The following is a 13,583-nucleotide window of genomic DNA, read 5'->3' as shown; positions in this document are numbered from 1 at the left end:
ATGAGAATATCTGTAGAACGCAAGCCAGTAAAGGTTTATCCGGACCCTAAACGTGTCATTGCCCGTTTTTTCTTCAATGGAGAGGAAAGATCCATAGAAGTAGTCAAAAAGGTGATGCAGCTTTCCGATGAAGAAGTTTTCGCAATCATTTCGCCACTGTTGCAGGAGTATTCAAAGCGGCACCGGAACATTACCAAGATATTGACCCGGCATTGTAAAAAGATAAAGAGTTGTATTGAGCAGGCAGGTGTGGACTATGACGATATGGATAAGGATCGCAAGCTGTTACTGGGGTCTTATTTTACCCACGAGTATTCCATAGAGTCTGCGGCATTCTTTAACCCCTCAATTGTTGAAGATCCGGATCAGAATGAGCTGGTTGAGGGTGAGAAACGGGTAATTATCAGTTTTCGTGCGGTGGGCGAAGGCCATATATCTTCCGTGGTATTCCGCAGGGCACTGATTGACCGTAACCAGAACATTACCGTGATACCAGCTGGTAACTATATAGATGAGGCTGAAGTGATCAAGAACGCGGTGTATAACAAACGCCTCTTTTTGAAAAAGGCAGCGGATTCCAAGATCAATATCGAGGTGCTGGATGAAGTGGGCAACAAGCTGCAGGACAAGTTTGATTACGCGATGCTACGCAAGATTATCCTGGATGGAAAGAGTATGCAGGAGGATGACCTCAGGAAATTGGAATATGACAAAATCCTCTGGTTATCAGATACGTATCATGAAATCAGTTTCTCAAGAGATACCGATATTTCCGACAGGGTAATTTTCCCCATTTCTGAGTTTGAGCGCAAAGGAATAGAAGATGCGCGTTTTGTGCGTTTCATCAGGGATGATGGTTCGGTGATCTATTACGCTACATATACGGCGTATGATGGCTCTATGATCATGCCTAAGCTGTTGCAGACCACGAATTTTTATGATTTCAAGATCAGCCCTTTGCATGGGGTAGGCGCTCAGAACAAAAATCTTGCTTTATTTCCGCGCAAGATCGATGGTAAATATGTCATGATGTCTCGTATCGATGGTTTCAACAACTACCTGATGTATTCAGATAAGCTCACGGTGTGGGATAATCCGGTAAAGTTGCAGGAGCCGCGTTTTCCCTGGGAGTTTATCCAGATCGGTAACTGTGGTTCGCCGATAGAGACCGAAGCGGGCTGGTTGGTGATTACGCATGGGGTAGGGCCAATGCGCAAGTATTGCCTGGGTGCAAGTCTGTTTGATATTAATGACCCGTCACGGGAGATAGGCCGTCTTCGTGAACCGCTGGTGATGCCGAACAATGATGAACGGGAGGGTTATGTGCCTAATGTACTCTATTCTTGCGGCGCTATCGTGCATAACGGCGAACTGATTATTCCATATGGACTTTCTGATTATTGTTCGTCCTTTGCAAGCGTGAAACTGGATGTGCTTCTTGAGCGACTGAAACAATAAGGCTTATACCGTCATCTCGAATATCGTGAGAGATCTCTTGCTTGAGCACAATCAAGAGATTCCTCACTCCGCTCGGAATGACGCTAGTTTAGTATTTTCTCGTATAGCTGGATGTAATCCTGAACCATTTTTTCCTGAGAAAAATTAGCCAGCGCCCATTCACGGCAAGCTGTGCGGCTAATGTTCGTCAATGACGACACTGCTTCCGAAGCCTCATTTACATTATTTACAAGATACCCGCTCTTTCCATCACGGATCAGCTCGGGCATGGAGCCGCGGTTGAATGCGATTACCGGGGTGCCGCAGAGCATGGACTCGGCAACGCTGAGTCCAAAGGGTTCATCAAAGCTAATTGGGTGGAGCAAAGCCGCCGCACCCCCAAGCAGCCGGTCCCTTTCTTCAGGGCCGGCTGGACCGAGGAAAACCACTGATTCACTGAAATGAGGTTCAACTTTTTCCCTGAAATAGGCTTCATCTTGTATTATACCCGCGACCAGCAGCTTTTTGCCTACCTGTTTTGCGATCTCAATGGCTTCAGCCGCACCTTTGTGAGGGTGTATTCGGCCAAAGAAGAGCAGATAATCATAATGTTGCGGACTAAAGCTGAACTGTGTTGTTTGTAGTCCGTTATAAACTGTAGCTATGTAGTGCAGCTCCGGATGCCGGTCGGCATCGCTGATGGAAACGTAATATCCCTTGTCGTTGTATTTTTGATAAACAGGTACGATCTTTTCTGATGAGAAGCCATGTATGGTCGTAATCATCGGCGTATTGATAAGACCCGAATAGGTGAGAGGCAAAAAGTCAAAGTGGTTATGGATGAGGTCGAATTGACCTGACTGTTCCATCAGTTGGCTGATATGGAGGCATTCAGCCACCTTAGCATCCAGTTCGCGGTCTTCCTCATATCCCCGCTCGATGACTGCGCTGAGTTTACCTGAGGTCAGCGAGTCGCCTGTAGCGAACAGGGTAACATCAATTCCTGCATTAACCAGGCCCTCGGTCAGATTAGAAGCCATCTGTTCCCATGGCCCATAATGCCTGGGGGGTGTCCTCCAGGCTATGGGTGATAATACGGCGATCCTCATGAGGTTTGCTGCGCTGCGGCCAGATCGGCACTTTGTATAAATTCATATTCAGATTCCAGTGCCTTCAATACGATCAGGTGCGAGATCCAGTATGCCAGGGTGCTTTCAGCCCCCTGGTTGCGGTTGACACCGTAGGTCTGCAGGCCATCGCCGCAGCCCTTGGTCTCATGGTCGTACAGCGGCAGGTGGAGGCTGTTCTCGCCAAGAAACCATTGGTAGCACAGGTACATCTGCCGGATATAGGTCAAATCGTGTGTGATCTCGTAAGCTTTAAAGTACATCAGCACCATAGCCATTGTTTCAATGGCCTGCTGATCATACAAGGCCATCTCGCCGCCATCCTTGAACAGCCAGCCGTCGTTACCTACAGGATTGAGGTAGCCGTGGATAAGTGTTTTCTCAGACAGGAATTCCATGCTCTCGAGCGCGATGTCCATGGATTCCTGGTCCTGGGTAACCTCGTAATGACAAAGCAAGGCCAGCGGCAGTATGGCGTTGTCGTAGGTCAGTTTTTCCTCAAACCAGTGCCAGCGTCCGTCCCGGTGCTGCTGGTATGCAGCCCTCAGGGGTTTGACGAGTTCGTTGAGCTGTTCGGTAACGTGCCCGTCTCCCGGATGTGCGGAAAGGAAATGTGTCAGCCCGATCATGGTATTGGCAATACCGCGCAAATGGTGCAGCGTTTTAAAGTGTGGTATAGATTTCAGGAACAGTTCTCTGGCAAACTCTCTGTAGGAGTTGTTCGGTGCATTGCTGATGAGGTAGCCCAGTGCCCAGATGGTGCGTCCAAATGAATCCTCTGAGCCAACTTCATCAAGGTATTCACGTTTAAAGCTCAGGAAATTCCGGAAGTTTCCGTTGTCACATTGCATGTACTGGATGTAGCTCAGGTAGATGGGCAAAAGATCCAGTGCCGCTTTGCTCTTATTTTGCTGATAAGCCAGGATGGTCAGGATGAGCGCCCTTGAATTGTCATCTAGACAATAGCCTTCCTTCAGGTTGGGTATGCCATATTTGGCGTGCTGGACAATACCTGTGTCATCGGTAAGCCGCTGCACATGGGCCAGACTGAAGGCGGGCATCATATCCGGATCAATAATTGGTTTTCCGCCCTTTTCCTGTTCTGACAAGAATTTGTCAATGGCCTCGTCTAGCACATCTACAAAGACCTCGCCGGTTCTTGGCCAGCGGATGTGTAGTCCGTATTCAAAGGCGTTGCTTTTCAGTTCCTTTAACTTTTCGCCATCATCAAGCAGTTCATTAACAATACCTGCCAGCTGATCGGCATTTCTGAAGTCGAAAAGGCGGCCGCGGTGATCTGCCAGCAGTTCCTGAGCATGCCAGTAGGGTGTGGAGATCACTGCTGCACCGGCACCTATGGCATAAGACAGGGTACCACTCGTGATCTGTGCTTCGTTCAGGTAAGGTGTAATGTACATGTCACAGGCGGTGAGGTAGTCATGCAACTCCTCTTCAGAAACAAACTTGTTAATGAAAGTGAGGTTGCTGTCTACATTCAGCTTTATGGCCAGGCGCTTCAGACTGTCCCTGTATTCTTCTCCCGAGTTTTTGATAACACCCGGATGAGTGGTGCCGAGAATTACGTACATCACATCGGGATGTTTTTCGACGATCTTCGGTAATGCCTCAATAACCGTTTCTAATCCTTTGTTCCGGCTGATGAGGCCAAAGGTAAAAAGTACTTTCCGCCCCTTAAATGCCAGCGAATTCTTAACCGGGTTGTCTGTCTTAGGCTCCAGGTCCGGAACCCCGTGCTCGATCAGTTGTATCTTGTGGAAAGGGATTCCATAGATGCTAGTCAGGAAGCCAACGGCCCTGTGGCTCATAACCACGATGCGAGAAGAATATTTGGCAATTTCACGCAGGATAGTCAGCTGCATGTAGTTGGGATCCTTCAGAACGGTATGAAAAATGGTAATCAGTGGTTTTTGCAGACGTGCCAGTAACGGCAATACATAGACGCCGCTCTCGCCGCCAAAGATTCCGTATTCGTGTTCAAGGATACAGGCGTCTGCAAGACTGGTGTTGATGTAATCGGCCGCGCGTATGTAATCTTTCTGGTTTTCCTGTCGGATAACATATTTTACTTCTTTCGGATACTCATACTTATCAAGCTCGTCAGAATCACTAAGGGCCACTACGAAGCTGTCTTCAGAAACCATTTTCTTGTTGTGCCCGATGGCTTTCAGGAGGTTGTTGTTAAATGTAGCAATACCACATTCCCGTGGTGGATAAGTTGAAATATAAGCGATCTTCATGTTATTTATAAGAATATATAACATAACAAAATCTGATGCCAAAAGTTCTGGACCGGAGCTATTTTATTGATCTATTTCGTGTAATTGTTAAACAAAACTTAAGTTTAAGGGAGTTTCATAAGCGCTTACGGAAAGAGCATGTTGTGTCTGAATGATGACAAACACAAAATCTTTGAATGTTAATTTTGCAGCTCAATGATTTAACTGATGAATACTGCTTCTCATTCTAGTGGACTGGTTGAAAAAACTGTTTTTCCGATACTTTTTGCGATTAGTTTTTCCCATATGCTGAACGATACGATACAGTCGCTGATCCCGGCAATTTATCCTATAGTTAAGAATTCCTATGCATTGACTTTTACGCAAATCGGTCTGATTACGCTCACTTTCCAGTTGGCGGCTTCACTGTTTCAGCCATTTGTAGGACTTTATACGGATAAGAAGCCGCAACCTTATTCGCTGGCTGCGGGTATGGGTTTTACTTTACTTGGTCTGGTTACCTTGTCCGTGTCTACAGGCTTTTATATGCTGCTGGTTTCGGTAGCACTGGTAGGTACGGGGTCCTCGGTGTTCCATCCCGAAGCGTCAAGGATGGCGCATGCTGCTTCAGGAGGCAGAAGGGGGTTAGCACAATCGATCTTCCAACTGGGTGGTAATTTTGGCAGTTCGCTGGGCCCTTTACTGGCTGCCTGGATTATCGTTCCTAACGGACAGCATAGTGTGATCTGGTTCTCTGCTATTGCGCTTATCGCAATATTAGTCCTGAGCAAGGTGGGGACCTGGTATAAAGGTTATATAACAACTAAAGCCAGACAGCCGGCAAGGATGGAGTCGGTTGTCCAGACTTTTTCAAGGACAAGGGTGATGATTTCGGTTGTGATTTTGCTTATCCTGATCTTTTCAAAGTATTTCTATATGGCCAGCCTGACCAGCTATTTTACATTTTATGTGATCGATAAGTTTCATGTGTCGGTGCAGTCGTCGCAGATCTATTTGTTTGTGTTTCTGGTTTCAGTTGCCGCGGGTACCTTGTTCGGCGGACCTTTGGGCGACCGCTTTGGTCGTAAATATGTGATTTGGTTTTCTATTTTGGGAACGGCGCCTTTTGCGCTGCTGCTGCCTTATGCAAATCTGTTCTGGACGGGTCTACTGGTCGTACCGATCGGCATGATCCTGGCTTCTGCGTTTTCAGCGATCTTGGTTTATGCCCAGGAGTTGATTCCCGGTAAGGTTGGGTTAGTCGCAGGATTGTTTTTCGGTTTTGCCTTCGGAATGGGGGGCATCGGATCGGCCTTGCTGGGCAGGCTTGCAGACAGCACAAGCATAGCATATGTGTTTAAGATATGTGCATTTCTGCCGCTGATCGGTATGCTGACTGCCTTTCTGCCGAATATTGAGGTCAAACGGGGCTAAGCAATTAAGGCAAAATCGCCACTGCAGTGTAAAGCAATGACGATTTTCCTTGATAAATAACAGGTACGCCTATTATTCTGCCGTTTCCTTCGTATTCAGGAATACAAATTTGTGGTCGAACATGTCCAGTTTGATCTTGCTGTCCTTATCCACCTTTCCGGCAAGGATCTCTTTGGAAAGCTCATTAAGGATACGTTTCTGGATCACACGCTTCAGCGGCCTTGCACCAAACTGCGGATCATAACCCAGTTCTGCCAGCCAGTCCAGCGCTTCAGGAGACGCCTCGATGGTTATGCCCATATCGGCAAGCGTACGCTGCACTTGTTTGAACTGTAAGCTCACAATATCCCTGATCTGGTCTCTGTTCAGCGGTGTGAACATGATCAGCTCATCGATCCTGTTTAAGAACTCAGGCCTGATGGTCTGTTTCAGCAACTCAAACAATTCGTTCTTTGTCTTGGCCACCACCTCGTCATGATTTTCCTCATCCAGTGATTTAAAGTTTTCCTGGATCAAGTGTGAACCGATGTTGGAGGTCATGATAATGATGGTATTTTTAAAATTAACCACACGGCCTTTGTTATCCGTTAGCCTTCCGTCGTCCAGGACCTGCAACAGGATATTGAATACGTCAGGATGGGCCTTTTCGATCTCGTCCAGCAACACAACGGAATAAGGTTTGCGGCGTACAGCCTCGGTCAGCTGACCACCTTCGTCGTATCCTACATATCCCGGAGGAGCACCGATCAACCTGGACACCGCATGGCGTTCCTGGTATTCGCTCATATCAATACGCGTCATTGCGTTCTCGTCATTGAAGAGAAATTCTGCCAGGGCTTTGGCCAGTTCAGTCTTACCAACACCGGTAGTTCCGAGGAAGATAAAGGAGCCTATTGGTTTTCGCTTGTCCTGCAACCCTGCTCTTGACCGACGGATTGCATCAGAAATGGCTTCTATTGCTTCGTCCTGACCGGCCACACGCTGATGAAGTTCTGCTTCCAGATTGAGTAGCTTCTCACGCTCGCTGGATACCAGTTTGGTTACCGGAATGCCTGTCCATCTTCCTACCACACCGGCGATGTCGTCCGCGGTCACTTCCTCTTTCAGCATGCGACTTTCACTTTGCTGTGTTTCCAGTTCAGCTTTTAGTTTCTCTACCTTGTCCTGAGCCTCTTTGATTTTGCCATAGCGGATTTCTGCCACCTTACCATAGTCACCTGCACGTTCGGCCTGTTCAGCCTCCAGTTTATAACTTTCAATCTGCTCAATCTCATTATTGATATTGTCTACCAGATCTTTTTCTCCCTGCCATTTGGCTTTTATCTCGTCACGCTCCGCAGAAAGATTAGCGATCTCTTCGCTCAATGACTTGACTTTAACCGTGTCATTTTCACGCTTGATGGCTTCGCGTTCGATCTCCAGTTGCATGATCCTGCGGTTCAGTTCGTCTACCTTTTCGGGAACGCTGTCCATTTCCAGGCGCAGCTTTGAAGCGGCCTCATCCATCAGGTCGATCGCTTTATCCGGTAAAAACCGATCTGCGATATAACGTTGTGACATTTCTACTGCCGCGATGATCGCTTCATCCTTGATGCGTACCTTATGGTGGGTTTCATATCTTTCCTTAAGGCCTCTTAGAATGGAAATCGCATCCTGGGTATCGGGTTCGTCTACCATGACTTTTTGGAACCGGCGTTCCAGGGCCTTGTCTTTTTCCAGGTATTTCTGATATTCGTCCAGCGTAGTGGCACCAATGGCACGCAGTTCACCCCGGGCCAGCGCAGGCTTTAAAATGTTTGCCGCGTCCATAGCGCCTTCACCGCCACCAGCACCGACCAGCGTATGGATTTCGTCAATGAACAGGATAATATCACCATCACTCTGAGTCACTTCTTTGACCACAGCTTTCAGGCGTTCCTCAAATTCACCTTTATATTTCGCACCTGCGATCAGCGCGCCCATATCCAGTGAGTATACCGTCTTGCTCTTCAGGTTGCTGGGCACGTCACCTTTAATGATCCGAAAAGCAATGCCTTCTGCGATGGCCGTTTTGCCCACACCTGGCTCACCGATCAGGATCGGATTGTTCTTGGTCCTTCTGGAAAGGATCTGGATCACTCTCCGGATTTCATCGTCACGTCCGATGACCGGATCTAATTTACCCGATTCGGCAAATTCATTGAGGTTACGCGCATATTTATTCAGCGCATTATAAGTAGCTTCTGCATTCTGGCCGGTCACCCTGCTGTCGCCCCTGAGCGAAACAATAGCCGCCTTAAGGTCTTTTTCATTTACGCCCTGGTCCTTGAGTAGCTTTGAACTCTGGTCATTCACGGAAAGTATGCCCAGTAACAAATGCTCTACTGACACGAACTCGTCTTTAAATTCCTTTAAGTAAGATTGTGCTTTTTGAAGCGCTGAATTGGCCCCGGAAGTCAGATAAGGGCCGCTCCCGGTTACTTTAGGGAACTTGTCGATCTGTGTATCCAGGTTTTGGTTCAGTACATTCAGGTTTACATTGAGTTTCTTCAGCACATAAGAAACCACATTTTCATCAACAGTGAGCAGACCTTTGAGCAGGTGTGCCGTTTCAATAGCCTGTTGCTGGTTGCCCTGGGCTATTTCAGAAGCCTGTTGAACGGCTTCCTGAGCCTTGATTGTAAAGTTGTTGAAGTTCATACTGCTTAACAAACAAAGGGGATGCCATCGCAGTTTTTTGTTAAAGGACTGAAATTTTGTCTGCAAACAGAAAATATTGGTGACTAAATTTCTGATTTATAATAGGTTGTGCTGAAAAAATGTCCGCGTAGGCCTTATCAGATCAGTCGCCGGCGTAGTAAAATTCGACATCGGGTGTAGCTTTTTCCTAAAATATGCCGTCTTTTGCCATTAAGCACTCATTTTTTATGTTAACACCACTAGATGAATTTTACCTGAATCAACAGGAGCCTGTAAAGGGCACCTTGCTTGCCCTCAGGGATTTCATTTTAGGGTTCAACCACGACATTACTGCCGAATGGAAGTATAAGACTCCTTTTTTCTACTATCGGGGAAAAATGTTCTGCTATCTTTGGAACCATAAGAAATTTATCAAGCCTTATATTGGCATAGCCAGGAGCAATAATATCGATCATCCTGATCTGCTGCTCGAAAAGCGGGTGAAAATGAAAATCTTACTTATAAATCCGTATCAGGATATCCCGATTGAAACGATCCGGGAAATTTTAGACCAGGCAATCGCCAATTATTAAGAATGAAAGAATTTCTGAAATTATATCTGGACGCCTATAAAGGCCTTTCTGTTCCTGCATGGATGCTTGCGCTGGTAATGCTGATCAACAGGAGCGGGGCAATGGTTGTGCCTTTTCTCGGGGTATATATGGTTAACCATCAGCATTTCTCTCTTACGGATACCGGTACTGTCCTGGCCTGTTTCGGAATTGGTGCCGTAGCGGGGAACTTTATCGGCGGCTGGCTTACTGACAAGTTCGGACATTTCTGTATACAGGTCGGGAGTTTGCTGGCTACTGTTCCATTATTCCTTATCCTTCCCGGACTGAAGGATATATATTCAATGTCCGTGGGTGTATTTATACTTAGTATGTTCTCAGAGATGTTCAGGCCTGCAAATTCAGTAGCCGTAGCACATTATTCTACAAAGGAGAATGTCGTGCGGTCATTTTCCCTGAACCGCATGGCGATCAACCTGGGCTTTTCCATAGGGCCTGCCTTGGGTGGCTTTCTTGCAGCCATCTCGTATTCATGGTTGTTTTACGGAAATGCCGTTGCTGCATTGCTTTCGGGTTTGTTGTTGTTTGTTTATTTCGGAAGAATAAAAGACGGTAGTCATCAAGAAGAGCGCACTGAGGCAGAAAACGGGCGGGAAGGTACGGGTTTGTCACCCTACCGGGATATCCCTTTTCTTTTCTTCAGTTTTCTTTGCTGTGTCTTTGCGATATGCTTTTTGCAATTACTGAGCACGATACCTTTATATTACAGGGTAATATATCATATGGGGGAAGCCGAAATAGGGATGATCCTTGCATTTAGCGGCTTTGTGGTTTTTGCTTTGGAGATGCTGGTGGTACACATTGCAGAGCAGCGCCTTTCAGTGGCTACAATACTGATCTGGGGTACCTTATTGTGTGCTTTCTCATTCCTGGTACTCAATCTGTCACAAGGTATACCTTTACTTTATTTTTCCATATTTGTCGTTTGCCTGGCTGAGATCCTGGCCATGCCTTTTATGTCAACGGTCACACTTCGGCGGTCTTCCGTATCCAAACGCGGGGCCTACATGGGTGTAAATGCACTGTCGTTTTCATTTGCGCATATTTTCTCTCCCCTAGCAGGCACCCGTATTGCAGATCACTATGGGTTTGATACACTTTGGTATGGTACTGTTGTCGCGCTGGTTTTTACAGCGGCTGGTTTTTTCTTCGTCATGAAATATATGAATAGTCATCACTAAAGCTCTATCCGGTAATTGATCGTCGGGATAATACCTATCCATCTGGCCGTTTCTACTATTCTTTTGCTCGGATTATAAAACACACCCATCACATTGTGCCTGTTGGTCGCGTTCTGAATATCTAATAGAAGCAAATGGCTTACCTTTCTCCCATTGATGCGGTAGCTTACAGAATAATCCAGACGAAAATAGGCATCAGCTTGTAAGGTGTTCACCCTCGCCTGGTCGATAATCCATTCGTCCTTTTCGATAGATTCCTTTTCCAGTACCGGTGAGTACCTTCGGCCGCCGGCATAGATAAGTTTTACATTCATTCCCAGCAGGTTTTTTTTGCTCTGCCCAACCGGCCACTCTTTTCCCGCCAGCAGATTACCTGCATAGTTCCCGTTGAACGTGGTGTTGAATTCGGGTCCGTTAAGTGCTTTGAATTTGGAATTGAAGACTGACGCCGTTGCCATAAAATAATAACCATTATAAAGGGATCTCTCCAGCGAGAGCTCCATTCCATAATTTTTGCCAGTCCCTTTATTGACCAGACTTCGAAAACCGGAGGAAGCAATGGCCGTATTATCAGATTCATTGAGCAGTGAGAAATTGATCCCGGGATCTGACGATACAGGTACGTTGTGCAGGTGCTGATAGTAGGTTTCTGTCTTGAATTTTAAATTGCCGAACCGCTTTTCATAACTGAGTGAGGTTTGTGCAGATTTTGTAGGGGACAGGCTCCGGTTTGTTCTTCCTGAAGCGGCATCATGTGCAAAGTAATAGGATAGTGGCTCTAGCCTGCTGTATAACCCCGCTGCAAGGTTTATCTGTTGGTCTTTGCCTGGCAACCAATGCAGGCCAAGTCTCGGTTCAAGGTTCCAGCTGTTGCTCAGGTTAAAATATGCAGCATGCAGCCCGGCGTTCAGTGTTAGCTGACTGCCGATTTTTTGTTTGTCCTGGACAAAAGCATCGAAGGAATGCGCATTTCCGTTTTGGTTGAGCAATTCCTTCATCCCATTATAGTCCTGGCGGTGTAGCGCTGCGTAAAGGTCAAATCTCAACAGTGCGGCATTGGCACCCATCCGGATTGTATTTGTAGTCCCGGGTCTGTAGTTCAGCATACCGGCGTAGCGCAACGCACCGTTTATAAAACGACTGCGCTCTGCCGGATTTGCAACATACCGGGCAGTCAATGTATCCCTGCTGTTCAGGTTCTGTGTATGGGAATAAGAGATAATATTGCTGAAATATAAGTCCGGACTGGTGATCAGGAGATGCTTGATGCCGGTACTTGCCGCATGATATTTTGTGCGTAAATCAAATGCATCCATGCGCTCCTGCCATTTTCCGGAATTGCGCTCGGCATCTGCATCCAGTCTGCCTGAACCTCCTATTCCAAACAGTGAAAAGGTGCCTGATTGTTTTGTCGGAATGACGATGTTGAAGGATAGATCCTGATATTTAGGTACGCCTGCATCGGATACTTCTATGCCCGCATCCTGTAACAGGCCGAGCGAAGAGTAACGGTAGCTGGCAAGATAAGACGCCTTGCCGCCTTTGCTGAACGGGCCTTCGAGGGTAAAGCCGGCGCCAAGTGCGCCGATACTAAAGGTATATTCTCTTCTATCGGTGTTACCCTTGCGGAACTTCAGGTCAAACATACCGGCGTTTGCGTTACTGTATTCAGCACTCAAGGCCCCGGTATAGAAATCGGAAGTACTCAATACTGTGGTATTGATCATACTTACCGCTCCGCCGGCCGCACCTTCAGTGCTAAAGTGATTGGGGTTGACGATTTCTATACCTTCCAGTCGCCACTGTAGGCTTTTTGGAGAATTGCCCCGGACGATGATCTCATTGTTGTCGCCGGCGGCGACGACGCCTGCAAAGGTCTGTGCCATGCGTGCAGGATCAAAAAACGCACCGGCATATCTGTTGGTTTCCTCGGGAGAAAACGACCTGCCGCTGCCCAGGGCCATTTGGTTAAGTGGTTGCCCGCTATTGTCTGCCTTTACAACAACTTCATTGAGGCGATTGTCTGTAGTCTCGAGTTCTATGTTCAGCTCTGTCTCCTTTCCTGTAGTGACAAGTATATCTGAAAGTTGCACCACTTTATAACCTATCGCGCTCACCGATATGATATGCCTGCCGGCAGGAACTCCAGTTATCCGGAAATTACCGGAGTCATCAGTCTGTCCTGTCTTCACTGGCTTAAGATCAGTAATAAGCAATGTAACACCTGCCAGGCCGACCCTGGTATCTTTATCTGTTACAGTGCCTTTTATGGATTGAAGGAAATTAGCGCTGACGTTCTGCGTCTGGGCAATGCCCTGTAGCGCTGGAAAGAAGAGCAGTGTGAGGAAGTAAAATGGTTTGTTCATGTCAAAGATTTACGGATATGACAATCACTTTTGTGTTTGCCCCTATTTGACACATAAAAAAAGCTGGTCATCTGACCAGCTTTCTCTTAATTATTTTAGGTGAATTTATCTTAGCCCAAGACCTCAGAAAGTCTTTTGGCCTGGTGATCTGCCAGTTTTTGAAGCGGGCCTGAAGCGAGCATTTTCATCATCATATTCAGATCCGCCGAGATGATCAGTGTGGCCTCGGTGCCACCAGAAGCGTTCTCTTTTACTGACCACTTCAATTGTACATCAAATGGCGGCTTTTCCACAGGAAGGGCTACCAATTCCTGGTTTTCCACTCTGCTGACGATCGCTACCGTCAGCTTCGCCATATTTTGTATGGTAAAGCTGGCCTGATCTTTAGTCGATGACCAGTTGTAAATGTTCTCAGGCATGAGTTGCTGATGGTTGTTCATGTCCGATAGGAAGGCATATACTTTCGCTACGGGCTGGCTGATCTGGGCAGTACTTTGAATAATGGTCATGA

The 13,583-nt window shown here is 47.0% G+C and carries 9 protein-coding genes; 4 read left to right on the top strand and 5 right to left on the bottom strand.

Features of this window, described 5'->3' with window-relative positions; genetic code table 11:
- Complete coding sequence (locus P2W84_RS03585; protein ID WP_276088734.1) at positions 1 to 1,458, top strand: glycoside hydrolase family 130 protein; 1,458 nt, start codon at positions 1 to 3, stop codon at positions 1,456 to 1,458.
- An 83-nt stretch (positions 1,459 to 1,541) separates the two neighbouring features.
- Here P2W84_RS03585 and P2W84_RS03580 read toward each other — a convergent pair whose 3' ends face one another.
- Complete coding sequence (locus P2W84_RS03580; RefSeq protein WP_276088733.1) at positions 1,542 to 2,546, bottom strand: glycosyltransferase family 4 protein; 1,005 nt, start codon at positions 2,544 to 2,546, stop codon at positions 1,542 to 1,544.
- Positions 2,543 to 4,822, bottom strand: coding sequence for a glycosyltransferase family 4 protein (locus P2W84_RS03575; protein ID WP_276088732.1), 2,280 nt, complete (start codon positions 4,820 to 4,822; stop codon positions 2,543 to 2,545). Before P2W84_RS03575 ends, P2W84_RS03580 begins: the two co-directional genes overlap by 4 nt.
- Before the next feature lie 207 nt (positions 4,823 to 5,029).
- Between P2W84_RS03575 and P2W84_RS03570 the strand changes: the two genes are divergently transcribed.
- A complete protein-coding gene (locus P2W84_RS03570; RefSeq protein ID WP_276088731.1) occupies positions 5,030 to 6,235 on the top strand; it encodes an MFS transporter in 1,206 nt (401 codons plus the stop codon).
- Positions 6,236 to 6,307: 72 nt separating this feature from the next.
- On the opposite strand, the gene clpB is transcribed toward P2W84_RS03570, so the two are convergent.
- The gene (gene clpB / locus P2W84_RS03565) at positions 6,308 to 8,914 is read right to left on the bottom strand and encodes an ATP-dependent chaperone ClpB (RefSeq protein WP_276088730.1); all 2,607 of its coding nucleotides are present in this window, start codon (positions 8,912 to 8,914) and stop codon (positions 6,308 to 6,310) included.
- Positions 8,915 to 9,141: 227 nt separating this feature from the next.
- Here clpB and P2W84_RS03560 point away from each other — a divergent pair, with 227 nt between their 5' ends.
- Both P2W84_RS03560 and P2W84_RS03555 read left to right on the top strand, forming a co-directional pair.
- Positions 9,142 to 9,486: a DUF1801 domain-containing protein gene (locus tag P2W84_RS03560; RefSeq protein ID WP_276088729.1), complete on the top strand. Its 345-nt coding sequence runs from the start codon at positions 9,142 to 9,144 to the stop codon at positions 9,484 to 9,486.
- A gap of 2 nt (positions 9,487 to 9,488) precedes the next feature.
- Positions 9,489 to 10,706 (top strand): MFS transporter, encoded by a 1,218-nt coding sequence (locus tag P2W84_RS03555; RefSeq protein ID WP_276088728.1) that lies wholly within the window; start codon positions 9,489 to 9,491, stop codon positions 10,704 to 10,706.
- Here the strand turns inward: P2W84_RS03555 and P2W84_RS03550 are convergent.
- Both P2W84_RS03550 and P2W84_RS03545 read right to left on the bottom strand, forming a co-directional pair.
- Positions 10,703 to 13,072, bottom strand: coding sequence for a TonB-dependent receptor (locus P2W84_RS03550; protein ID WP_276088727.1), 2,370 nt, complete (start codon positions 13,070 to 13,072; stop codon positions 10,703 to 10,705). The genes P2W84_RS03555 and P2W84_RS03550 overlap by 4 nt on opposite strands.
- A 110-nt stretch (positions 13,073 to 13,182) precedes the next feature.
- Positions 13,183 to 13,581: an SRPBCC family protein gene (locus P2W84_RS03545; RefSeq protein WP_276088726.1), complete on the bottom strand. Its 399-nt coding sequence runs from the start codon at positions 13,579 to 13,581 to the stop codon at positions 13,183 to 13,185.
- Positions 13,582 to 13,583 lie beyond the last annotated feature (2 nt).

The sequence above is a fragment of the Pedobacter sp. JY14-1 genome (assembly GCF_029269825.1).
Classification (GTDB): domain Bacteria; phylum Bacteroidota; class Bacteroidia; order Sphingobacteriales; family Sphingobacteriaceae; genus Pedobacter.
This window is presented reverse-complemented; position numbering and strand designations above follow the sequence as displayed.